Below are 23,274 nucleotides of genomic sequence, written 5' to 3'. Positions count from 1 at the left end.
GCGTTTACAAAGTGCAGTACCATCATGCCATAATCTAAGCATTGCTAAACAAATACTCATCTCTTCAAAATTGTAAAATACCCCTCACCCGCTCCCTTTGGTCGCGACCTCTCCCACAAGGGGAGAGGTAAAAAAAACCTTCTTTTGGAGGGCTTTTGGTAAAAAATTGTTTTTACTTCTTAGAAATAAGTTGCGGGATGTGAGATTAGGACAGTCAAAAATGAGCCTAATGTTATTTTTTGTCCAGTAGATTGGTGACGTTTATATCGAGGCTGAAAAACCAAAACCTAAAAAGCATGGATATCTTCCCAAAAGCACTACTCATTATGGTCATGAATGTCTTATTGAAATTATCAGAAAAACTTTTTTTATCGCTACAGAAGTCTTTCACAAAATTTTTAATTCACTTGAAAAGTGCTTGTTTGCTAAGGTTTTTACATTCAATTTAAAAATTGTCCGGTAGATTGATTCTTATTGACTTTGTCTTAAAACAACACTCATTTTATTCAATATGCCATTCACGATTTTAGGCTCAGTTTCTTGATAAAATAAGTGCGTGATATCGAGATATTCGTTAATAATAACAGGCGATGGTACATCAGCATGGGCCATTAATTCGAAGATCCCAGCACGCATAATATTACGCATAATAGGTTCAAATCGCGAAGCACTTACATCACCTTCAATCGCCGCATCAATCATTTGATCAATTTCTTGGATGCGCGCAAAAACACCTTCAACAATCGCTTTAAATAATTTGGTTTCTTTAATTGCGATCATCTTTTCTTCTTCAAGACAAATACCGTCGCGCAAATACTGATTGATAACAATAATTGGACCAGTCTTCATGAATTCAATTTGATACAAAGCTTGAACGGAGGCAAGTCTCGCCAATGTTCTAAACCGTGATAGAATATCAACTTTTTTCTTTGGTTTTATTTCGTCGTTTTTACTGTGGGTCGCCATAATGTGTTTCCATTTTCCTTAAGAACTCACCAAAATCTTTGGCCTCCCTAAAATCTTTATAAACTGATGCAAAACGTACATAGGCAACTTGATCTAATTTGGCTAATACTTCCATCACCTTTTGACCTATTAAGGTTGTAGGTATTTCGTTTTCACCCAAATTTTCTAAATTCCGTACAATACTTGTTACAATTTCTTCTATTTGATCTTGTGTAAAAGGTCTTTTACGCATCGCTGTTAAAATCGAACGCGTTAATTTGTCACGATCAAAACTTGTTTTCGTCGCGTCGCGTTTGAGTACAACGAGCTCGCGCAATTGAGCACGTTCATATGTCGTAAAACGACCATTGCATTCAGGACAGATGCGACGACGTCTAATCGCCGCACCTTCCTCGCTAGGTCGAGAATCTTTTACCTGCGTATCCTCAAACGTACAAAAGGGGCAACGCATTTTTTAACCTCAATATCTATGATAGGTTTTTATAGATCGGAAAGCGATCACATAAGACAAGAACATTTTTCCGTATTTTTGATTCAATCTGTTGAAGCAATTCTGGATTCGATGCAGATTCTAATATCTCGGCAATATAATCCCCGATCATTAAAAATTCTGGCACGCCAAAACCACGTGTTGTACCTGAAGGCGTTCCAAGACGAATACCCGATGTTACAGTTGGTGGCTGAGGATCGAAAGGGACAGCATTTTTATTACATGTTAAACCAACACGTTCTAAAACTTGCTCAGCAACATTGCCTGTCAAATTTTTTGTACGTAAATCGACCAAAAGAAGATGCGAATCAGTACCACCCGACACAACACCAAAACCTTTATCACGCAATCTTTGCGCAAGCGCACGTGCATTTTCAATAACGGCTTTTGCATATTTTTTAAAATCTTCAGAAAGCGCTTCTTGCAACGCAACAGCTTTAGCAGCAATCACATGCATTAAAGGACCGCCTTGTAACCCTGGAAAAATTGCCGAATTTATTTTTTTACCAAGCTCTGGATCATTACTTAAAATCATTCCACCACGAGGACCACGAAGTGTTTTATGCGTCGTTGTCGTCACAATATGGGCATGCGGTAATGGAGATGGAAAAACACCACCCGCCACAAGACCCGCAAAATGTGCCATATCAACCATTAGATAAGCACCCACTTCATCAGCAATTTGCCTGAATCGTGCAAAATCAATAAGCCTTGGATACGCTGAACCACCTGCAATAATAAGTTTAGGCTTGTGTTCACGCGCTAAAGTTGCAACTTCATCATAATCGATTAAATCGTCAACTCGACTCACGCCGTAATAATGTGCATTAAACCACTTACCTGACAAATTAGGTTTTGCGCCATGTGTCAAATGACCACCTGCAGCAAGTGACATACCCAAAATTGAATCACCAGGTTCCAATAAAGCCAAAAAAACAGCTTGATTCGCTTGTGAACCTGAATGGGGTTGAACATTGGCAAAGGAACAGTCAAAAAGCTGCTTGGCACGATCAATGGCAAGCTGTTCTACACGATCAACATATTCGCAACCACCATAATAACGCTTTTGAGGATAACCTTCAGCATATTTGTTCGTAAGAACAGACCCTTGTGCTTGCAACACTGCAAGTGACACAATATTTTCTGATGCGATCAATTCGATTTGGTTTTGCTGTCTTTTAAGTTCTTCAGAAATAGCGATTGAAATTTCAGGATCGCTTTCCATCAAATGTGCTGAAAAAAACCTTAAAAACTGACGTGAGATTGGTTCTGGCATATTTAGCTAACACCTAAGTTTGTTTAAATAATTTTTGCACACGTCTTTCATGTCGCCTACCTTCAACAGTGGCACCCTCAAAAGCGGTTGTTAAAAACACGCGCAAACAAGATCTTGCAACTTCTTGCCCTATAAATTTTGCACCAAACACAATTACATTCGCATCATTATGAGCACGCGCATAATATGCCGAAACAGGTTCTGAACATAAAGCGGCACGAATATGATTATATCTATTCGCTGCAATAGAAATGCCAATACCACTACCACAAATCAAGACACCATATTCGACCTGCTTGTTTTGAAGTGCTATAGCAAGTTTTTCTGCAAAATCAGGGTAATCAACAGATTCTTCTGAATCAGTGCCTAAGTCAAGAGGTTTATGGCCCATGCTGACCAATTCTTGTTTGATTACTTCTTTAAAGCTATAACCTGCATGATCAGAGGCAATAGCGACACTAATGAGAGTCATGTTATGAGGACGTTGTTTTAACTTTCCTTACACTATATCAATCTCAGTCAAAAAGAAACCTAAAAATCAAATTCTTGAAAAGAAAGGATTCTGGGATATTTAACAAAACTACGCACTAATAGGTAATGATCATTTACCGGACATAAAAAATCCCCGCTTTTAACGCCACAGAATGCAGCAAGCGAGGATTTTTAAGAAACGAATAAAAAAGATTAGCGTTTCGAGAACTGATAGCTACGACGTGCGCCAGCTTTACCATATTTCTTACGTTCAACGATACGACTATCACGTGTCAAGAAGCCACCTGATTTAAGCTGTGGGCGTAAGCCTGGCTCAAAATGTGTCAATGCACGTGTTAAACCATGACGAACAGCACCTGCTTGACCAGAACAACCACCGCCAACAACAGTACACATAATGTCATATTGTCCGACGCGGCTTACAACTTCAATCGGCTGATTGATCATCATACGCAACACGGGGCGTGCGAAATAATCTGTGATATCGCGTCCATTGACAACGATTTTTCCAGATCCACGTTTTAACCAAACGCGTGCGATGGAATTTTTACGACGACCTGTTGCGTATGAGCGGCCTAAAGAATCAATCTTTGGCTCATATACTTTTTGAACAGATTCTGTTTCTTGTGATAGATTTTTGAGTGTATCAAAACCTTGCATAACGGATTTACCCTTTAGCTTCTTTTGGTGTTTTTAACATTTTGTGAAGCAATATCAATCGCTTCTGGCATTTGCGCTGTATGAGGATGTTCTAATCCTTTATAAACACGTAAATTACCAAGAACTTGTCGACCTAATGGTCCTTTAGGGAGCATACGTCTTACAGCATTTTGTATAAGGCGTTCTGGGAACTTACCTTCTAAAATCTGTCCTAACGTTCTATTTTTAATACCGCCTGCATAACCTGTATGCCAGTAAAAACGCTCATTTTCAAGCTTTTTACCAGTAACATGGATTTTTTCAGCATTGATAACAACAATGTTGTCACCACAATCCATATGAGGTGTATATGCAGCTTTGTGTTTACCACGAAGGCGTAAAGCTATCTGAGATGCAAGGCGCCCCAAAACAAGGCCATCTGCATCAATAATAAACCATTTTTTGTTTATTTCTTTGGGTGTTAGCGTATAGGTTTTCATCACTACCGTCTTTATCTATCAAAAACTATCATTCTAGAATGCTTACATTTCCCATGATCATCAAAAAAAGTCAAGAAAAAACGTATCATCTCACCAAAAATCTTTGGTTGTTTAGCGCCTACTATAACGTGTAATAAGCGATCAATTTTTCTATGAATTCTTCACATCGCGCTAATTGATCCAAAGCGATAAATTCATTCGGTTTATGGGCTTGTTCAATACTACCCGGTCCACAGATTATCGAATCTATACCATTTTCAGCAAAAAGTCCAGCCTCTGCTCCATAAGGAACCGCATTTAATTGATTAGCACCTGTTAATGATTTTGAAAACGCTATAAAAGGACTATCTTCCAATGCTTTAAATGCAGGGATGCTCATAACCTGCGTAAATTTTATATCAGCATGTTCGTAAACTTTCCTCATTTCAGGCACCAAAACATCACGCGCATAATGAATGATACGTTCAACTTGATCTAATCTTTCACGTCCCGGCAAAAAACGATAGTCGAAAAAAAAATCACAACGATTTGGAATAATGTTAAACGCTGTACCACCAGAAATAACACCTGTATTAAAAGTATTAAACCCAGGATTGAACGCCATATCATGATCAGATGCATTTTTAAGTTCTTCTGAAATCTGATGGATAAAGGCAATGATACGCGCTGCATATTCTATGGCGTTGACACCTTGTGTCGTCAAAGACGAATGCGCTTCAAAACCAATGACCTCGCATTCATAACCAACCTGCCCCTTATGGCCTACCACCAATTGCATCATACTCGGCTCACCAACGATACAAGCGCTCGGCTTAAAACCTGCTTGCATGAAATCTTTAATAAGATGCCTAACACCTATGCACCCAACTTCCTCATCATAAGAAAGCGCAAAATGGAATGGAACTTTTAATTTTGTACTGCTGATTCGATCTGCTAAACTCATAATAATAGCAATAAACCCCTTCATATCGGAAGTCCCACGCCCGTAAGCATTGCCATTTCCAATATGGAGTTCAAAAGGATCCGTTTTCCAATCTTGACCTTCTACAGGCACAACATCCGTATGACCTGAAAAAATAATGCCTCCCTCAAGTCCATTGCCATCATGCGCTTTAAAAGTTGCGAACAAATTCCCTTTATTACCTTCTAATGAAGTCGTTAATCTTGTTTCAGCACCAAATTGCTGCAAATAAAATTCTGCCCATCTTATAAGCTCCAAATTAGCATTATAACTAATTGTATTGAATGAAATAAGCTTCTTTAAAAGCTCTATAGATTTATGTTTCAACGTCATCAATAATGCCCCACTCAACAAACACATAAAATTAATGTGAAAATAGCACAAATCTTAACAAACGTAAGCCCAATAAGGTGCAAAATCATATTTTTTTTATTGATAATTTTTTAAATATTGTGTAAGCATAACGTACTCAATAATTTAAAATTACATTTAAGGAATCATATAAATGAAACTAAATATTAGTGCTATGCTGATGTTATTTATAGCAACGTCTTCATCTTTGTCCGCCTATGATTCAGATGATGAAGAAGAATCTATTATAATTTCAGAAAATGAAGATAATGAAGAACCCAAAAATAATAATGCTAAACGTCCTTATCATTCTGAAAATGAATCAACGAATAAAAAACAAAAAATAGATTCAATTACAAACATCGAAGAATTATTAGAATGTCTGCCCGCTGAAAATGAAACTACCTGGTCAATACTTTATTATTCTTTTATAAAAGATTGTATACGCATCCCAAAGGAAGAAATAGATAAAATATTTGAAGCCTCAAAAAAATTCATTACACAACATTCAGAAAAAAAATATGAAATTAAAAATGATTGGACTAAAGAAAATTATATTTATCTTATATACGCACTCAAAAAACTTATTCAAACAAAAACGCATCCATTCGATACAATTATTGATATTACCCAGCAGCTTGCTCAAACAGATTGGGAACCAGCACATTATGAAAGCGTTATAACTTGTTTATCTATACTCCCTCAAAACAACCACAATACATTAATAAAATTTTTAAAAAATAATTTTAATATTAAATGTTCGCCTTCAGAAGGTTATGCAAATTTTTTAAAAAAAATTCAATGTATACACCCAAACAAAGTTAATGCATTAATAGAACTTATTACCTTTGTTGATGAAAAAGGACTTGATATTCTTCACGATGTATGGACAATAATTAACATAGTAGATCTACTTAACCCACAAAAATGCAACGACATCATCAATTCTATTATTTCCTTTTTCAAAGATACGCATCCAAAATTAGACATGCATCTTAACGATTTAAAGTGGTTGTTCCTTTTTATGGATCCGCACACATATAAAATAAATATCAATAATGTAAAAGAACTTCCCCTTATCACAGAACATACTGCTAAAGCTCTTTTCCTTGCCTTGCCATACCTACCTGAAAGCCATCGCACCGCCTTTCTTAATCATTTCATACAAAATATACCAAATCCATCCTATCCAACAGGCACCTTATTTGATTCAAAAGGATATGATATACAAGACGACAAAGTAAATGACGACACATATGCCTTACAATTACATCCTGTTTTAGCTAGACGATTCATCAATTATTTTAAATCCCTTGACGATAAAAACAAACTCTCTTTGATAATATATTGGAAAGAGGTTATAGAAAATCATAAAGAAACATCTATTCATATAATACAACGATTTTTTGATACCCAATTTAATGATGAAGAAAGAAACATCATTGAATTCATTTTTTGGATTATCATTAAAACTACAAAATCAGAAAATATTAAACTAAAAATATTCAATATCTTATTAGAAAATACTAAAAGCAAAGAAAAAAATTATAAAAATATCAAAGAAAATTTATTAAATCTTTCAAAAAAAGAATTAACTAAACAGCAGATTAATGAAATATTAGATTTATTACTGTTAGGTTATCATACAGATGTAGATTGTCAATCAACATTAGAAAACCTATTTAAAAAAAGATTTCTTGAAGAACAATCCACAAATGAAGAAGAATCTGAAAAATTACTATGTTTTAAATTAAATGCTTATATTTTATTTGGTGACACTTTTCGTGAAGCATACAATCAACTCATCTCATCAGATGAATTCGTCGATATACTTTATTATCATATTGATGAAATTGTTGAAAAATACAGCGAACATAATTCCCATGTACAAGAATTATTATCATTATACAACAAAATCAATAATACTGAATCAGATGAAAGACTAGATTCTATAAGCGATTATCTCAATTTATTATCAAAACTGAAAGAAAATTATAAACATAACCCAATTGGAATTTCCTTAAAACTAAATCAAGATCAAGAAAGACTATTAGATTTCACAATCAACGAAAAAGCGCTTTCTTATTTACCACTCAATGAACAAGCACTAGCAACTCTTGAAGATGTTGATGCAACCTTAGGAAAGAATCCTACCGAAGATTTAAAAGACATACGCAATAGTGACGACTTTAAAAAATATTTCAAAGCACCCTTTTCGGAAGAATCAATGATGATTCAAGCTATGGTTAAAAAATTTAAAACGATGGAAAAAGAAGATGGTTTAAAAAAACTTGCCTATCTAATGCATGATATGGATCAATGTGTTAAAGGTAAAAATCAAGCTATCTGGGATCATTATTTAATCGAATCAAAGCCGTTATTCATGTCAGACCTTAAAACCATCACGACATGGTTAATACGACTTCAAGAAACCAAAAATCCATATATAAATGATCATGACGTGCAATCTTCATATCAACAATCCAGAAAACAACTTTCCACACTCATTTCAAACATGTTAACACAAGAACATATATTTCGAAGACATTTCACAGATATTAAAACAGATAATGCGCAACGCCTAAAAGCATTACTAGGATCCATTGCTAATCTTGAACAACATTATAATCCTAATAATCCTGATGATCGCATTATCTTAGGCAATACTTTAAAAAAAGCATTGCATATCTTAATAACATTATCAAAACCACAAGAATTTTATCAAAATCTTGATCATTTATGTAAAGCGCACAAGATTTATTTACCTGCTAATAAGTTTGGTGATCAATTATCTGCTGATATGATTGAAGCACTCATTCAAAAACTAACTAAAAAAGATGTTGAAGGACGTGATGATCTTTTAAAACTTCAAGATAAAATACATCAATTTTTTAATAACAATAATTTTATTAATCTGCTGAATAATTTTAACAATGAAAATGGTCAAAAATTACGCGCATTATTAAATGGATATATTGAAAATGGGTGGGTTATAGGTCTTTTGAATTTAATTGAACTTGCAGAAACAAGTACGCTTGATAATGCAATTCATGAAACATTTAAACATACCAGGATTGATAAAGATGTAGATCTTACTTGGTTAAATCTTAAACAAATTCTTATGAAAGAATTAATTACAATTAAACGTCAATGTATCAATGCCATTGCTGAAAATTTAAGTGGCAAAAGTTATGCGGAATGTCCTCATGATATTGCCTATATTGAAGGACTTATAGGTGGTATTATTGGATTACATGATACTACAAAATCACCTGATTTTGATTTAAACAGCAGTGAAATAAATTCAAATGTTACCTCACAATCATTACAAAAAATATTAGATCTTTTTTATGAGCAATTTACACCTGATACAATTATTGATCACTTAGAATCAATAATTAAAGAAAATAAATTAAGCATCATTCATCCTGAAACAGGCATCAATATTATTTGGACCATAATAAACAATGCCGTAAAAGAACAATTACATTTAAAAAATATTAATCAAAATAATTTTGATTTAGAAATGCTTTTATTAGATGATCAACAAAAGAAAAATGCTATAAAACTTTCACTAGCACTTCTTTTGGAACAACTTGATATTTTTAAAGAAACTAATAAAGAAAATAACATCATCATCAATAATAATATGATCACCGATTAAAAACCCATATGACACCTATCGGGCCATTTATATTTCACTAAGTGGCCCTCAATTATTAATTTTTTACGAACATCCGCAGCATAAATTACGATCCCCATAATCATGATTCACACGACCCACAGGCGACCAATATTTACGCTCTTTAACAGAAGCACTTGGGAAAAATGCTTTTTCTTTACTATAGGGTCTATCCCAATCACTCATTAAATCTTGAATGATATGTGGTGCCCTTTTAAGAGGATTATTTTCAGGATCTGATTTTCCATCCAATACATCTTGAATTTCTGCATGAATTAAAATCATTGCTTCTATAAAACGATCAATTTCAACTTTGCTTTCACTTTCAGTCGGCTCTATCATCAAGGTGCCTGCGACAGGAAATGACACCGTTGGGGCATGGAACCCATAATCAACCAATCTTTTGGCAATATCGTCTACGCTAATACCCGTTTTATCACGCAAGGGCCTTAAATCAAGGATACATTCATGTGCAACGCGATTATTAAGGCCCGTATACAAAATGGGGTAATAAGGACTCAACTTTTGCGCAATATAATTTGCATTTAAAAGCGCCACTTGTGTCGCAAATTTTAAACCTTTAGATCCCATTAATCGAATATAGGCCCAGGAAATAGGTAATATAAGCGCACTGCCATAAAAGGCTGACGACACCATATGCGCATTTTCGCTTAAATCCATTTGAGGCAAAAAAGGTTTCAGATGTGTTTTAACGGCTATAGGCCCCATACCGGGTCCACCGCCCCCATGTGGAATACAAAAAGTTTTATGCAAATTAATATGACAAACGTCGCCCCCTAATTCACCAAATTTTGCAATACCCACAAGTGCATTTAAATTCGCGCCATCAATATAGACTTGGCCACCATTTTCATGAATGATATCAATCATTTTACGAATTTGACCTTCAAAAACACCATGAGTTGAAGGATAGGTAATCATAAAAGCAGCAAGATCTTTTGCATATTGGTGCGCTAAATTTTTAAGGCTTAATATATCCACATTACCATTTGAATCACAGGGCACTTGTATAATATCATAGCCCACCATTTTGGCACTCGCTGGATTCGTTCCATGCGCTGATGCTGGAATAAGACAAATATGACGATGCCCTTCATGACGTGATTGATGGTAATGCTGAATGGCAAGCAACCCTGCGAACTCACCTTGAGACCCCGCATTAGGCTGAAGTGACACAGCATCAAAACCAGTTATTTTAGCCAAATATGATTCAAGATCTCGGCATAACGCTTGATACCCTTTGGTTTGATCTAACGGTGCAAAAGGATGAATATGCGCAAAGCCTTTGAAGGTGATTGGCGTCAACTCAGTTGCAGAATTAAGTTTCATTGTACATGACCCCAAAGGGATCATCGCACGATTAAGCGCAAGGTCTTTGTCTTCCAAGTACTTGATATAGCGCATAAATTCTGTTTCAGAATGATATAACTGAAAAACAGAATGTGTTAAATACGTAGTTTTACGTCTCAACGCCTCATCAAAAATAGAAGGAAGCGCAAAATCAATCTGATCTAAATCAGCTTTAATACCAAAAACGGATAGAATATCAACTAAATCTTGTGCATTTGTTGTTTCATTCAAGGCGATCACAATACGCCTGTGATCATAATATCTAAAATTAATGTGTTTCTTGTGAGCCTCAAGCTTAATATCATTAATTTTGCCGCCCGCATTTACCAAAATCGTATCAAAAAAATGTTCTTTTTGAACATGATATCCATTTTCAGTTAATGTCGTCGCCAAAAATTGTGCATAAGCATGAAGTTGTAAAGCAAGATTTTTAAGACCCTGAGGGCCCATATAGATCGCATAAGCACTCGCCATAATGGCTGGTAATGCTTGCGCTGTGCACACGTTACTTGTCGCTTTTTCGCGTCTAATATGTTGCTCTCGTGTTTGAAGTGCCATACGCAAGGCTTTATTGCCATGGGTATCAACAGAAACGCCAATAAGCCTTCCGGGTATATTGCGTTTATAAGCATCTTTCGTCGCAAAATAAGCAGCATGCGGACCACCAAAACCAAGCGGCATCCCGAAACGTTGCGTTGTCCCAATAGCAACATCAGCGCCCAATTCGGCAGGTGGCGTTAAAATAGTCAGTGCCAACAAATCACACGACATAGCGACCAGCGTATTTCTTTCATGTGCCTTAGAAATAAACGCACGATAATCGATAATTTCACCTAATGTTGTTGGATATTGCAACAACACACCAAAAAAATCTTTTTTCTCAATTTCATAAGACGCTTTTCCAATGGTAATATTAATGCCTAATGGTTTCGCGCGTGTTTGAAGAACAGCAATATTTTGGGGATGAACATGTTCGTCTATCAAAAAATCCAACGAATCGTTTGTACTAATACGCTTTAAAAAAGTCATTGATTCAGCACATGCTGACGCTTCATCAAGCAAAGACGCATTGGCGATTTCGAATCCTGTTAGATCCATAATCATTTGCTGAAAATTAAGCAACATTTCAAGACGCCCTTGAGAAATCTCCGCTTGATAAGGCGTATAAGCAGTATACCAAGATGGATTTTCAAGAATCAAACGACGTGTTACAGGCGGGATCAAACAATCATGAAAACCCATCCCAATATAGGATTTAAATATATCATTCTGACGTGCTTTTTTATCCAAAGCCTCAAGAACTTCATATTCATTTAAAGTCGGCGGTAAAAGTAAATCTTGATCATCAACAATAGAATTAGGTACCGTGTCGCGCATAAAATCGTCGAGACTATTAACCCCAAATTCCTTCAGCATTAACTGAATATCATCTGGTCTTGGACCAATATGGCGATATAAAAACTCATGAGGATCAGAAATAGCCTGTGATGCTGTTTCTACAGCATGATGATTAAGTGCTTCTTTTAAACTAGGCATGTGCCCCCCACTTGTTTCTTATTAACGCTACCCGCCTTATGGGCAAATTCGTCGTCAGGTCTGCGCTTCCGGTACTCATGTACAAAGGGGTACACTCCGTTCCAGTTCTCGCCCTTTCTAGACTTTGCCTCATAATCTGAGCAGCTAATCCATAAGAACCTAACGTATTATCTTTAGTCGTTGATGTAAGACTTATAGCTTTCTTCACTCATCAATTGCGTTAATTCATCTAAATTTTGAATACGCAATTTAAAAAACCACCCTTGATCTTGAGGCGATTCATCAATTAATGATGGATTATCAACAATCTTCAAATTCGTTTCAATAATTTCGCCACTTAAAGGCGCATAAATTTCACTCGCTGCTTTTACAGATTCAACGACCGCTATTTCCTTACCTTTTTTAACTTCAGTCCCAATTTTAGGTAATTCGATATAAACAAGATTCCCCAATTGGGTTTTCGCATGTGCTGTAATACCTACGATACCAATATTACCCTCAATCTTGATCCATTCATGTTCTTTTGTAAATTTAATCATGACGCTTTCCTTTTATAATTAGGTGTTAAAAATGGTATTGAAGTAAGAGTACAAGCCCTAGGAACATCTCTTACAAGGGCAAATATTTCACGATTCGGTGTCACATCATCGTCTTGAATATAACCCATTGAAATAGGACGATCAGAAATCGGACTAAAAGATCCGCTGGTGACTATTCCAATTTCGTTATGATCTTTATCAAGTAATTTAGTCCCTTCACGTACCATCAATTTTCCTTCAGGCAACAACCCTATTCGTTTAGATTTTTGACCCATGCTAAGCTGATTCAAAATAATGGGCGCGCCTAAAAACTTTGGATTCAATCTTTGTTCTTTCGAAATCACGAAGGAAAGCCCTGCATCAATAGGACTCGTACTTTCATCAAGATCATGTCCATAAAGCGGTAACCCTGCTTCCAATCTTAACGAGTCACGCGCCCCTAACCCTGCAAGCTTTACGCTGTCATTTTGTAATAAAGCGTTGGCAAGTTTAATCGCATCTTTTTTATGAACTGAAATTTCAAACCCATCTTCTCCTGTATAGCCAGATCTACTGATCCAACATTTAAAATCTAAAATACTCGCTTCTTTCGCTTCCAAAAAATGCAAATTTTTAAGACTTGGGTCTAATGCACATAAAACAGATTCAGAAGCGGGACCTTGTAAAGCAATCAATGCATATTCTTGTAATGGAATAAGAATAATGTCTTTATTAATATATGGCTTAAAATGATTTAAATCAGCTTCAAACCGTGCACCATTGACAACCAAATAATAAAAATCATCATCAACTTTAGTGATCATTAAATCATCAATAATACCGCCTTGCGCGTTTGTAAGCACAGAGTATTTCATCTGTCCTTTTAACAAAGAACCATAAGAAGATGGTGTTAATTTTTCTAAAAAATCTGTAGCCCCTGGTCCTTTTAAAAAAATTTGCCCCATGTGAGATACATCAAAAATCGAGGCCTTTGTTCGCGTATGCTTATGCTCTTCAATAATGCCCGCAGGATATTGAATAGGCAATTCATACCCAGCAAAATCAACCATTTTACCCTGATATTCTTCGTGTAATTTAAACAAAGGCGTTTGACGTGGCATAGTGAAATCCCAAAATTTTTTGATATACCATAAGAGCAAATCTAGAAAAAAATATCTAGGGGGAATTTAACTGATATTACCTACAATTTGAAAGTAATGGCATAAATATGATTTGCAATTCTGTTCCTCATCATATATTTATATATGTAAGATATGCAGACTAAACGTTGAAAGGATTATTATCATGAATAAACTAAAATTTTTTACATTGACGTTATTAAGCTTTGCAAGCATGAGCTCGTTCTGTGAAGCCATTAAAATTAATTTTTCACAACCAGACCCTTCTGAATCTAAAGATGGCTCAATTTTGAAAGATAAAGTAACCCAAGTAAATCTACATTTCACGACTCAATTTGGAAAACAAACAGTTGAAATAGACGTAAATCAATATGCACAACAAGAAGTGTCATTAGATTCAATTCTTAATGGGAATCCTAATGAACTTGTAAAAATTACTACTGACGTTTATGGTGACTTTAATGATGATCATCTAAATTTAAATGTATGGCCCCTTGATATTAATGGTATAGATACATCAGAAATTGATACAATCAGCTTACAAACATATTACGCACGTGATCCAAGTTGGGATTATATGAGAAACTATGCAACAACTTCTGCAGTCATTGCACATAAACATTCTGGGGCAGGTTGCTAATTAATTATTAAATACGGATGAACTTTGTAACTGTTTGCAACTATTTTTTCATTTTTCAATAGCAGACAGTTACAAACCTTAATTTTTTAAAAACTAATTTTTGTCAAAAATTTTGCCTAATACACTAAAAATGTTAAAAACTTTTCCATTTTAAATTTTAAATCCATTAACTAAATTTTAATATTTTTCATAATACAATTAATCAATATCAAAAATCATTGGTGGGTTAACATGCTTAATATCAAAAAAATTCTATTTTCCTTTATCTTTATATTTTCTACATATCAAGTCTTTTCAATAGATGAAGAAGATATACAAATCGTTAATGGTCTTAAGGGACTAGGTCTTCTTAATAATGAGACTCAAATCACCAGCAGCAAAGTAATAAGACGCTCGCTAAATGTTAAAAAAATTATATTTGTAGAAGATACAATCTCGTCAAAAATTATCAAAATTGAAAAAAAAATTAATAATTTCAATGGAGATAAAGAAAAATTAGAAGAAGATCTGAATTTAATAAATAAAATCAACAAAATGGCAATGGATCATAACATAGAAATACCAAAAATAATTGCAAATCAAACTTCTTTTAATTTAGGTGATTTTTTTGGCTTTATTCAAAACGCAGCAAAAGGAAAAGCATTAGGAGAATATGATATAGCCAATATGGAAGATGCTGATATTAAAACTATGTTTAGCTCTATCGGCACACAATTTGGCAATCTTGATCATTTGATGTACCAAAATAACGACATATTAATTCATCCTGATTCACACCCTTATAATTTTATGTATGACGATAGCGAAAATCATTTATATTGGATAGACACTGTAGGTATAAAAAACGAAACAGATGAACTTAAAAATTATTTAGCCTCTTCAGGAACAATAGGAAGCTCACTATTAGAAACAATATACTTTGGCGCATTTCTTATGTTAGGCGTAGATGCAAGCAACAGGGTAACGAATTATCCTTATTCATTTACGCATCATAAATCTACATTTGATATTTCTGAAGCAGAACAAATTGAAAAATTAAAAGAAAGAGTATTACAAAATGATAATGACTTCACATCAGGATCAAGAGCTTTAAAAGATACGCTCCGCGAAACAATTCGCATACGACTTTTGGTTAATAAAAAGTTTGCGCTGGCCGTTCAAAGCCTTGGACAAGCATATGTAGATACTTATCCAGAAATAAAATCCCTATATAACAAAAAAATTGCAGAATCCTCTTTATATCGTCAAACAAAAAATGCAAATTTATTAAGAGAAACCACAGGGGAATCACCTGAACCAATCATTGATTTACTTATACCTTAGCAGAAAAGACTGTTATGAGGTTATTCGACTGCATATAAAAACATTTCACTCATTCTAAAAGTTTTATAATCTATCGAATAAAGTCGTTTTTTTCTGTATTTCTGTTAAATATTTTGCCCGAAAATATAAATTTTTAGCACCATTCATATTATGTTCCAGCAACATAGCCGCCAATAAAACAAAAGTTTTTTGAAGATCGATATTTATTTTTTCTAAAAAACTCTTTATATCCATTTCCGATGATAACGCCCCTGCTTCCTCCTGAAGATCAAAAATTTCTTCCAACAAATCAGGATCATTAATTCTTTCTTGTTTGTTTAAACAACCCAACATGTAAGCGGCACGCTTTAAAGGATCTTTTAGAATTTGATAGGCTTCGTTAATTAAAACAGATTGCTGCATTAATTTTAGCTTCTCGCAAGCATTAATGCCTTGTTGCGTATCCGGATGGTATTTTTGTTGATTGGTGATATAGGCTTTTTCTAGAGCATCTAGATCGATGTCAAATGATCTTGGTAAATCTAAAAGAGAAAAGTAATCTATCTGATTTTTCATATATCAATCTATTTATGGTCTGACTCAAGTATGGATTGCCGCGGGGCCCCTTTTAAATTTGGGCCCCTCGCAATGACGAGTTTAGTGATCATAACAACAAAATAAGGTCTACTACCCCATTAGTACGATTATTTTAAGAACACAACTATAGTTGTTTAATTTTATGCGCAGACTAGGAACGATAAGCGATGCGTATACTTCATACGTGAGTGAAGAGTGACGACGTATCCGCAAAAATTAAACGACTATATCTAGACGTGGAAAGATTCTCCACACCCACATCTGCCTTTTTCATTTGGATTCCGAAACACAAAACCTGATTCAAGTTCTGATTCGACAAAATCCATTTCGGTCCCGATCAAAAACATAATCGCTTTGGGATCAATGAAAACGGTCAGCGTATCCATACTTACTTTTTCATCCAATGGATTAATTTCATCCACATATTCAATCGCGTAAGACAGGCCAGAGCATCCCTTTGTTTTAAGGCCAATACGGATCCCCAAAGAGCTTTTCTCTCTTTGTGCAAGCAACGCTTTGATACGCTCTTGTGCCGCATCGGTAATTTTTAAAACATTAGGCCGCATCCGCCATTTCTCCTTTATTTTTTGATTTGTAATCCTCAATCGCTGCCTTAATAGCATCTTCAGCTAGTACGGAACAATGAATTTTTACAGGTGGCAAGGATAAATAGTGTGCAATTTCAATATTTTTTATTTTTTGTGCCTCATCAAGTGATTTACCCTTCATCCATTCAGTCGCAAGCGAACTTGACGCAATGGCTGAACCACATCCAAAAGTTTTAAATTTTGCTTCTTCAATGATGCCATTATTGACTTTAATTTGAAGTTTCATCACATCGCCGCAAGAAGGCGCACCTACAAGGCCCGTCCCAACATTGGGATCATTTTTATCAAGTGACCCAACATTGCGTGGGTTTTCATAATGATCGATAACGCGTTCTGTATATGACATCTTAGGTTCTCCTAATTATTCGATTATTAATGACCGGCCCATTCGATTGATTTTAGATCAATACCTTCTTGCGCCATTTCCCATAACGGGCTCATTTCACGTAATTTTTCAACGACTTCAATCACACGTTTCGCTAAAAACTCGACTTCTTCTAACGTTGTAAAACGCCCAAACCCAAAACGAAGCGATGTGTGCGCTAATTCTTCTTCAACACCTAAGGCACGCAAAACATAAGAAGGCTCAAGTGATGACGACGTACAAGCAGACCCTGAAGAAAGTGCGATATCTTTTAACCCCATCAATAAAGATTCACCCTCTACATAGGCAAAGCTGATATTAAGATTGCCTGGAATACGATTATTAAAATCACCGTTCAAATATATATCTTTAAGGCCTGCTGAAAGCGTTTCCCAAAAATAATTTTTAAACGATTCAAGACGTTTATTTTCGTCAACCATTTCAAGGGCAGCTAATCGTGCAGCTTCACCAAAACCAACACATAAAGGCGTTGGCAATGTTCCTGAGCGCATACCGCGTTCTTGTCCACCACCATTGATCAAAGCGTTTAAGCGTATGCGTGGTTTACGTCTAACATATAAAGCGCCAATGCCTTTAGGGCCATAGACTTTATGCGCTGAAATACTCATCAAATCAATCTGCATAGACTCAACATTTAAGGGTATTTTGCCAAAAGCTTGGGCAGCATCCGTATGAAAATAGACGTTATGTGCGCGACATATTTGACCAATTTCTTGGATAGGTTGAATAACACCTATTTCATTATTCACGGCCATAATCGACACTAGCATTGTGTCAGCTCGTATAGATGATTTCAAAAGGTCTAAATCAACAATACCATTTTGTAAAACAGGTAAATACGTGACATCGAATCCTTTTTGTTCCAAATGGCGACACGTATCCAACACGCATTTATGTTCAGTCGATAATGTAATAATATGCCGTTTTTGATCACCATAAAAATCAGCAATCCCTTTTATCGCCAAATTATTAGATTCAGTCGCCCCTGACGTAAAAATAATTTCTTTAGGATCAGCCTTTATTAAATGCGCAATTTGCGCGCGCGCTATTTCGATTGCATCTTCACTTTCCCATCCATAAGAATGACTTTTAGAATGGGGATTACCAAACTTTTCAGTAAAATAAGGCAGCATCAGCTCTAATGCCCTTGGATCCATTGGCGTTGTCGCTTGATAATCAAAATAAAGCTGTTTTGAACTGGTCATTATTTTATCCATTGTTTTCATTTATTAATTGAAGCTGATCTTTTAATCCGCGCACATAAATTTTTGTCCATGCTTTTAAAAAATAATCGATATCTTCTTTTGTGGTCATCGGCCCCATACTGATTCGAATAGCCGATTGCGCAAGTGCCTCACTTGCACCCATAGCCAATAAAACATGCGATGGTTTAACTTTGCCAGACGCACAAGCTGACCCTGCGCTAATAGCAATGCCTTCTAAATCCAAGCTAATGACTTGCATGTCACCCGCCAAACCTAAACACCCAAAACAAGACGTGTTAGGAAGTCGTGGCGCATCTTTCCCAAAAAAAACAAGATTAGGTGCAATTTCTACAAGTTGTTTTTCCATATAATCACGCAAAAATTCAACCTTACTACAATTATATATATCAGCATTTAAATGAGAGAGCACAAGCCCTAGGCTTTCAATCCCAAGAACATTTTCTGTCCCTGAACGGCGTCCTTTTTCTTGGCCGCCGCCACTTATAAGTGCGTCATATGGAAAATTATGTTTTGAAAAAAGAACACCAATGCCTTGAAGGGCGCCAATTTTGTGACCCGAAAAAGTGATAAAATCGGGTAGATCGTCGCCAAAATCAAAATTAATTTTGCCAAAAGCTTGCACAGCATCACAATGAAGTAAGCCGCCATATTGGTGGATAAGGGAAGCAATCTGAGAGATGGGCTGAATCACCCCGGTTTCATTATTAGCGTACATAACAGAAACCAAAATAGGTTTTTCAGCCCGGCGGAGGAAATCTTCTAAATGAACTAAGTCTATGATACCTGATTTTGTGACATTGATAAGAGGGCAATGCTCACCTAAAAGCGTGAAAGCTGTTTTAAGAACAGATGGATGCTCGGTAGCCGATATAAGAAGCGTCCCTTTATTTTTATGTTCAGCTACAAAGCCTTTTAACACCATATTATTGGCTTCAGTCCCACCACTTGTAAAAATAATCTTATCACTTGTAACATTCAGACATTTCGCAAATTTATGACGTGTTTCTTCTATTTTTTGACGTGATTGCCGTCCAAAAAAATGAATGGAAGAAGGATTGCCATAAGAATCTGTCTGTGTGAGCAATTGCTCTAAAATTTTTGGCTTAACAGGAAAAGAAGCGTTGTAATCTAAATAAATATTTTTCACGAGACGACCTTTAAAATATTTTCTTGTTCTTCTTTTTTAACGTGATGCATTGATTTTTCAATCAAACGTCCTTGAACAACATCTTCTAATGTAACACTGTTCAAAAAAAGAGCCATTTGACGTCCCATCGCATCCCACAAATCATGCGTTAAACAACGTCCATGATTAATCCTACATCCCATCGCAGAATTTGGCTCACATCGGGTTGTGTGAATTTGAACATCAACTGCCAGTAAAATATCAGAAATTCGAATATTATTTGAAGGTCTCGCAAGTTTATACCCACCGCCTGGTCCTCGAATAGAATTAACAAGGCCAGATTTACGCAATTTCATGAAAAGTTGCTCAAGATAAGGCAAAGAAATTTCAGTGCGCGTTGCAATATCATTAAGTGAAACAGCTTCTTTATCGTCATGACAAGCGATATCAACCATTGACATAACTGCATAGCGACCTTTTGTACCTAGTTTCATCTAAATTTTCTTCTCATCTACATTTTTATATACCCTATTGTCCACAAAATGCGGTATAAGGATCAGAGCTAGTATTAAACATACAATATCCGAGTAAAATAGTCAACTATTGAAGTTGAGATTTTGGATAAATTTTGTATATAAATCATATCGGTTCTTTTTCGTAAATGTTTTGCACAATGCTCATCGAGCAAAATAATAACGCGAACTCGATAATACCTAGCATTAAGAAACCTGAAGTTTCCGTCGTTGCGATGAGCCCCAAATTAAATGGGGCGAAGAAGCAATCCAGAAAAAAGCATTTAAAAAGCTTTAATGTTTGTTTTAAAACTGGATTACCACGCGGCCCTTTTTAAATTTAGGCCGCTCACAACGACGAACCTATTGATTTCTAATAACTCTAATTACGAGCGCACATTAAATAAGGAGTAGTAATGCCTGAACTAATCATCAATGGTCCTCTTGGTCGAATTGAAGCACGCTATAAGCCTGGTATTGATCCTACTGCTCCATTAGCGCTTATCCTTCATCCGCATCCTGAGCATGGCGGCACAATGAATAATCGTGTTGTATATCAAATGTTTCAAGCTTTTGCACAACGCGGCTTTACAACGATGCGCTTTAATTTTCCAGGCGTTGGACGATCTGAAGGATTGTTTGATGGTGGCGAAGATGAATTAAGTGTTGCAGCGTCCGTTTTAGATTATATGCAAAACATTAATCCTCATTTCAGATCTTGCTGGGTTGCAGGCTTTTCTTTTGGTTCATGGATTGGGATGCAACTTTTAATGCGTCGCCCTGAAATCAATGGGTATATATCCGTTTCACCGCCTGCCAATCTTTTTGATTTTAGCTTTTTAGCGCCCTGCCCTGCTTCTGGCATGATCGTCATGGGTGACCGCGATGAAGTTGTTCCTTTAGAATCGGTTGATAATTTGATTTCTAAAATAACCCGCCAAAAAGGCGTAAGTGTTGATTATCGTATCATTGATGGCGCTAATCATTTCTTTGATTCAAAAACAGACGAATTAATGGTCCATGTCAATGATTATATTGACGGCATATTAGGTGAAAGACCGCTTGCAGAAGCTGCCTAAAGGTAATTACCCAGATTATGGAAATTCGTCGTCAGCTCTGCCCAGGAAAAAGAAACTACTGGCGATACTCATGTACTATAGTACATTCCGTGCCGGTTCTCGAACTTTCTAGACTTTGCCTCATAATCTGGGTAATTAATGAGTATTGGCGGACAAATTCGTTGTCAAGAAATAGCGATCGATACGCATATACAAAGAAACATAGTAAAATAATTTGAAACACTACCATCCTCCTACTTCCCGCGGCTTGACCGCGGGATCCATTGCGCAGCAAGTGAATAAATTCATTTGTCGAGACTTTTCTAGAGGTTTTATGGACCTCGCGGTCAAGCCGCGGGGCGTAGGAGGGGGTAACAAGAGAGTTACACTTGATATAGAATTGATTGCTTGAGGAACAAATGACCCCACATTCCACTTTTTTGAAAACACTCGCCGAACGTGGCTTTTTAAATCAATGCACCGATCAAACGGGTTTAGACGAATACGCCCAAGCCAATAAAATTATTGCCTATATAGGTTTTGATTGTACGGCTGATAGCTTGCATGTGGGCAATCTTATTTCAATCATGATGTTGCGTCATTTGCAGCAAACAGGTCATAAACCTATTGTTTTATTGGGTGGTGGGACCTCTAAAGTGGGCGATCCGTCTTTTAAAGATGAAGCACGTAAAATGCTAAGTCTTGAACAAATTGAACATAATAAACAAGGTATTAAAAAAGTTTTCGAAAAATTTCTGACTTTTGGCGATGGACCTAACGATGCCATTATGGTGGACAATGCTGATTGGCTCGATCATCTTAATTATATGGCATTTTTACGCGATTATGGGATTCATTTTTCAGTCAATCGTATGCTTAGTTTTGATTCTGTTAAAATGCGTCTCGAACGTGAACAAAATTTAAGTTTTCTTGAATTCAATTACATGATTCTACAATCTTATGATTTCGCCGAACTTAACAAACGCTATAATTGTGTTTTGCAAATGGGTGGACAGGATCAATGGGGGAACATTGTCAATGGCACTGATTTGACCCGTCGCGTCAACCACAAACATGTATTTGGCCTCACCTCACCTTTATTGACCATGTCTGACGGTACGAAAATGGGCAAAACGGAAAGAGGCGCCGTCTGGCTGAATGCGGACAAATTAAGTCCCTATGATTATTGGCAATTTTGGCGCAATGCCCAAGATGCTGATGTCGGCACTTTATTACGTTTTTACACTGAATTACCCATTGCCGAAATCGCGCAACTCGAAAAACTTGAAGGCAACCAACTGAATGAAGCTAAAATTATTTTAGCCAATGAAGCAACGGCGTTGTGTCATGGCATTGAAGCGGCCCGCCATTCTTTTGAAACAGCTAAAAAAGTTTTCGAAGAAGGTGGTAGCGGTGGTGATTTACCAAGCTTAGAAATCTCGATGAACGATCTTGAAAAAGGATTATCTTTCATTGAAGCCTTAAAACAAATTGGTTTTGTCGAAAGCAATGGAGAGGCCAAACGTCTTATAAAAGGCCGCGGTGCCCGCGTTAATAATAATGTTATTGATGATGAGGCTTATAGTTTAAGCACAAAAGATTTAATCGATGGACACATTAAAGTGTCGGCAGGCAAAAAACATCATGGCGTGATTGTTGTAAAAGATTAGGGGCTGTTGACATTTTATAGTAACTTTATGTAACTAATTAAAAAATATAAAATTAATGCCTTTAAATAATAAAAAATTAACTACCTGCCTCGTCATTGCGAGTTTCCCACCACCTAAAAGGGTCGGACTTAAAAGGAATGACCAAATTCGCAAACATGTGTATAAAAAGCTTGTGCGACCTGGAGGCCGTCGAAGCATTGGTGTTTGAAGAACCCGTTTGCGAGTCTGG

The 23,274-nt window shown here is 36.0% G+C and carries 21 protein-coding genes; 5 read left to right on the top strand and 16 right to left on the bottom strand.

What is annotated here, in order from left to right; all coding sequences use genetic code 11:
• Positions 1 to 471: 471 nt before the first annotated feature.
• From nusB to argE, 7 genes are all read right to left on the bottom strand, one after another.
• The gene (gene nusB, locus Q8L85_08875) at positions 472 to 966 is read right to left on the bottom strand and encodes a transcription antitermination factor NusB (protein ID MDP1724798.1); all 495 of its coding nucleotides are present in this window, start codon (positions 964 to 966) and stop codon (positions 472 to 474) included.
• The gene (gene nrdR / locus Q8L85_08870; GenBank protein ID MDP1724797.1) at positions 950 to 1,417 is read right to left on the bottom strand and encodes a transcriptional regulator NrdR; all 468 of its coding nucleotides are present in this window, start codon (positions 1,415 to 1,417) and stop codon (positions 950 to 952) included. Before nrdR ends, nusB begins: the two co-directional genes overlap by 17 nt.
• Positions 1,418 to 1,433: 16 nt before the next feature.
• Positions 1,434 to 2,681 carry a serine hydroxymethyltransferase gene (gene glyA, locus Q8L85_08865; protein ID MDP1724796.1) on the bottom strand — a complete coding sequence of 416 codons (1,248 nt, stop codon included), beginning with the start codon at positions 2,679 to 2,681 and terminating at the stop codon, positions 1,434 to 1,436.
• A 64-nt stretch (positions 2,682 to 2,745) separates the two neighbouring features.
• Positions 2,746 to 3,204 (bottom strand): ribose 5-phosphate isomerase B, encoded by a 459-nt coding sequence (rpiB, locus tag Q8L85_08860; protein MDP1724795.1) that lies wholly within the window; start codon positions 3,202 to 3,204, stop codon positions 2,746 to 2,748.
• A 212-nt stretch (positions 3,205 to 3,416) separates the two neighbouring features.
• Positions 3,417 to 3,884: a 30S ribosomal protein S9 gene (gene rpsI / locus Q8L85_08855; GenBank protein MDP1724794.1), complete on the bottom strand. Its 468-nt coding sequence runs from the start codon at positions 3,882 to 3,884 to the stop codon at positions 3,417 to 3,419.
• 14 nt (positions 3,885 to 3,898) lie between these two features.
• On the bottom strand, positions 3,899 to 4,363 hold the full coding sequence (rplM, locus tag Q8L85_08850; GenBank protein MDP1724793.1) for a 50S ribosomal protein L13: 465 nt from the start codon (positions 4,361 to 4,363) through the stop codon (positions 3,899 to 3,901).
• Between the two features lie 121 nt (positions 4,364 to 4,484).
• The gene (gene argE, locus Q8L85_08845) at positions 4,485 to 5,657 is read right to left on the bottom strand and encodes an acetylornithine deacetylase (GenBank protein ID MDP1724792.1); all 1,173 of its coding nucleotides are present in this window, start codon (positions 5,655 to 5,657) and stop codon (positions 4,485 to 4,487) included.
• 172 nt (positions 5,658 to 5,829) lie between these two features.
• On the opposite strand from argE, the gene Q8L85_08840 reads away from it, so the two are divergent.
• A complete protein-coding gene (locus Q8L85_08840; protein MDP1724791.1) occupies positions 5,830 to 9,339 on the top strand; it encodes a hypothetical protein in 3,510 nt (1,169 codons plus the stop codon).
• 63 nt (positions 9,340 to 9,402) lie between these two features.
• On the opposite strand, the gene gcvP is transcribed toward Q8L85_08840, so the two are convergent.
• The 3 genes from gcvP to gcvT form a co-directional block, all read right to left on the bottom strand.
• Positions 9,403 to 12,264 carry an aminomethyl-transferring glycine dehydrogenase gene (gcvP, locus tag Q8L85_08835; GenBank protein MDP1724790.1) on the bottom strand — a complete coding sequence of 954 codons (2,862 nt, stop codon included), beginning with the start codon at positions 12,262 to 12,264 and terminating at the stop codon, positions 9,403 to 9,405.
• Between the two features lie 173 nt (positions 12,265 to 12,437).
• Positions 12,438 to 12,803, bottom strand: a complete 366-nt coding sequence (gene gcvH / locus Q8L85_08830) for a glycine cleavage system protein GcvH (protein ID MDP1724789.1) — start codon at positions 12,801 to 12,803, stop codon at positions 12,438 to 12,440.
• Positions 12,800 to 13,903: a glycine cleavage system aminomethyltransferase GcvT gene (gene gcvT / locus Q8L85_08825; protein ID MDP1724788.1), complete on the bottom strand. Its 1,104-nt coding sequence runs from the start codon at positions 13,901 to 13,903 to the stop codon at positions 12,800 to 12,802. Before gcvT ends, gcvH begins: the two co-directional genes overlap by 4 nt.
• 184 nt (positions 13,904 to 14,087) lie before the next feature.
• Between gcvT and Q8L85_08820 the strand changes: the two genes are divergently transcribed.
• Complete coding sequence (locus tag Q8L85_08820) at positions 14,088 to 14,561, top strand: hypothetical protein (GenBank protein MDP1724787.1); 474 nt, start codon at positions 14,088 to 14,090, stop codon at positions 14,559 to 14,561.
• Positions 14,562 to 14,792: 231 nt separating this feature from the next.
• Positions 14,793 to 15,884, top strand: a complete 1,092-nt coding sequence (locus tag Q8L85_08815; protein ID MDP1724786.1) for a hypothetical protein — start codon at positions 14,793 to 14,795, stop codon at positions 15,882 to 15,884.
• 63 nt (positions 15,885 to 15,947) lie between these two features.
• On the opposite strand, the gene hscB is transcribed toward Q8L85_08815, so the two are convergent.
• The 6 genes from hscB to Q8L85_08785 all read right to left on the bottom strand — a co-directional run bounded on the left by hscB (position 15,948) and on the right by Q8L85_08785 (position 20,299).
• Complete coding sequence (hscB, locus tag Q8L85_08810; protein ID MDP1724785.1) at positions 15,948 to 16,439, bottom strand: Fe-S protein assembly co-chaperone HscB; 492 nt, start codon at positions 16,437 to 16,439, stop codon at positions 15,948 to 15,950.
• 251 nt (positions 16,440 to 16,690) lie between these two features.
• Positions 16,691 to 17,026 (bottom strand): iron-sulfur cluster assembly accessory protein, encoded by a 336-nt coding sequence (locus Q8L85_08805; protein ID MDP1724784.1) that lies wholly within the window; start codon positions 17,024 to 17,026, stop codon positions 16,691 to 16,693.
• Positions 17,016 to 17,414: a Fe-S cluster assembly scaffold IscU gene (gene iscU, locus Q8L85_08800; protein MDP1724783.1), complete on the bottom strand. Its 399-nt coding sequence runs from the start codon at positions 17,412 to 17,414 to the stop codon at positions 17,016 to 17,018. The genes Q8L85_08805 and iscU overlap by 11 nt, the downstream gene beginning before the upstream one ends.
• 26 nt (positions 17,415 to 17,440) lie before the next feature.
• A complete protein-coding gene (locus Q8L85_08795) occupies positions 17,441 to 18,670 on the bottom strand; it encodes an IscS subfamily cysteine desulfurase (protein MDP1724782.1) in 1,230 nt (409 codons plus the stop codon).
• Positions 18,663 to 19,826: a cysteine desulfurase family protein gene (locus Q8L85_08790; protein MDP1724781.1), complete on the bottom strand. Its 1,164-nt coding sequence runs from the start codon at positions 19,824 to 19,826 to the stop codon at positions 18,663 to 18,665. The genes Q8L85_08795 and Q8L85_08790 overlap by 8 nt, the downstream gene beginning before the upstream one ends.
• Positions 19,823 to 20,299 (bottom strand): Rrf2 family transcriptional regulator, encoded by a 477-nt coding sequence (locus Q8L85_08785; protein MDP1724780.1) that lies wholly within the window; start codon positions 20,297 to 20,299, stop codon positions 19,823 to 19,825. The genes Q8L85_08790 and Q8L85_08785 overlap by 4 nt, the downstream gene beginning before the upstream one ends.
• A 434-nt stretch (positions 20,300 to 20,733) precedes the next feature.
• Here Q8L85_08785 and Q8L85_08780 point away from each other — a divergent pair, with 434 nt between their 5' ends.
• Complete coding sequence (locus Q8L85_08780; GenBank protein ID MDP1724779.1) at positions 20,734 to 21,396, top strand: alpha/beta hydrolase; 663 nt, start codon at positions 20,734 to 20,736, stop codon at positions 21,394 to 21,396.
• A 398-nt stretch (positions 21,397 to 21,794) separates the two neighbouring features.
• A complete protein-coding gene (gene tyrS, locus Q8L85_08775; protein MDP1724778.1) occupies positions 21,795 to 23,045 on the top strand; it encodes a tyrosine--tRNA ligase in 1,251 nt (416 codons plus the stop codon).
• Positions 23,046 to 23,274: the final 229 nt, after the last annotated feature.

The sequence above is a fragment of the Alphaproteobacteria bacterium genome (assembly GCA_030680745.1).
Classification (GTDB): domain Bacteria; phylum Pseudomonadota; class Alphaproteobacteria; order JAUXUR01; family JAUXUR01; genus JAUXUR01.
The sequence above is the reverse complement of the archived record's forward strand: the minus strand, read 5'-3'. Positions and strand labels throughout refer to the sequence as shown.

What these genes read in the sequence shown, in the direction of transcription:
- nusB (MDP1724798.1), bottom strand. Translation starts at nt 966, where the DNA reads ATGGCGACCCACAGTAAAAACGACGAAATAAAACCAAAGAAAAAAGTT.
- nrdR (MDP1724797.1), bottom strand. Translation starts at nt 1,417, where the DNA reads ATGCGTTGCCCCTTTTGTACGTTTGAGGATACGCAGGTAAAAGATTCT.
- glyA (MDP1724796.1), bottom strand. Translation starts at nt 2,681, where the DNA reads ATGGAAAGCGATCCTGAAATTTCAATCGCTATTTCTGAAGAACTTAAA.
- rpiB (MDP1724795.1), bottom strand. Translation starts at nt 3,204, where the DNA reads ATGACTCTCATTAGTGTCGCTATTGCCTCTGATCATGCAGGTTATAGC.
- rpsI (MDP1724794.1), bottom strand. Translation starts at nt 3,884, where the DNA reads ATGCAAGGTTTTGATACACTCAAAAATCTATCACAAGAAACAGAATCT.
- rplM (MDP1724793.1), bottom strand. Translation starts at nt 4,363, where the DNA reads ATGAAAACCTATACGCTAACACCCAAAGAAATAAACAAAAAATGGTTT.
- argE (MDP1724792.1), bottom strand. Translation starts at nt 5,657, where the DNA reads ATGACGTTGAAACATAAATCTATAGAGCTTTTAAAGAAGCTTATTTCA.
- Q8L85_08840 (MDP1724791.1), top strand. Translation starts at nt 5,830, where the DNA reads ATGAAACTAAATATTAGTGCTATGCTGATGTTATTTATAGCAACGTCT.
- gcvP (MDP1724790.1), bottom strand. Translation starts at nt 12,264, where the DNA reads ATGCCTAGTTTAAAAGAAGCACTTAATCATCATGCTGTAGAAACAGCA.
- gcvH (MDP1724789.1), bottom strand. Translation starts at nt 12,803, where the DNA reads ATGATTAAATTTACAAAAGAACATGAATGGATCAAGATTGAGGGTAAT.
- gcvT (MDP1724788.1), bottom strand. Translation starts at nt 13,903, where the DNA reads ATGCCACGTCAAACGCCTTTGTTTAAATTACACGAAGAATATCAGGGT.
- Q8L85_08820 (MDP1724787.1), top strand. Translation starts at nt 14,088, where the DNA reads ATGAATAAACTAAAATTTTTTACATTGACGTTATTAAGCTTTGCAAGC.
- Q8L85_08815 (MDP1724786.1), top strand. Translation starts at nt 14,793, where the DNA reads ATGCTTAATATCAAAAAAATTCTATTTTCCTTTATCTTTATATTTTCT.
- hscB (MDP1724785.1), bottom strand. Translation starts at nt 16,439, where the DNA reads ATGAAAAATCAGATAGATTACTTTTCTCTTTTAGATTTACCAAGATCA.
- Q8L85_08805 (MDP1724784.1), bottom strand. Translation starts at nt 17,026, where the DNA reads ATGCGGCCTAATGTTTTAAAAATTACCGATGCGGCACAAGAGCGTATC.
- iscU (MDP1724783.1), bottom strand. Translation starts at nt 17,414, where the DNA reads ATGTCATATACAGAACGCGTTATCGATCATTATGAAAACCCACGCAAT.
- Q8L85_08795 (MDP1724782.1), bottom strand. Translation starts at nt 18,670, where the DNA reads ATGGATAAAATAATGACCAGTTCAAAACAGCTTTATTTTGATTATCAA.
- Q8L85_08785 (MDP1724780.1), bottom strand. Translation starts at nt 20,299, where the DNA reads ATGAAACTAGGTACAAAAGGTCGCTATGCAGTTATGTCAATGGTTGAT.
- Q8L85_08780 (MDP1724779.1), top strand. Translation starts at nt 20,734, where the DNA reads ATGCCTGAACTAATCATCAATGGTCCTCTTGGTCGAATTGAAGCACGC.
- tyrS (MDP1724778.1), top strand. Translation starts at nt 21,795, where the DNA reads ATGACCCCACATTCCACTTTTTTGAAAACACTCGCCGAACGTGGCTTT.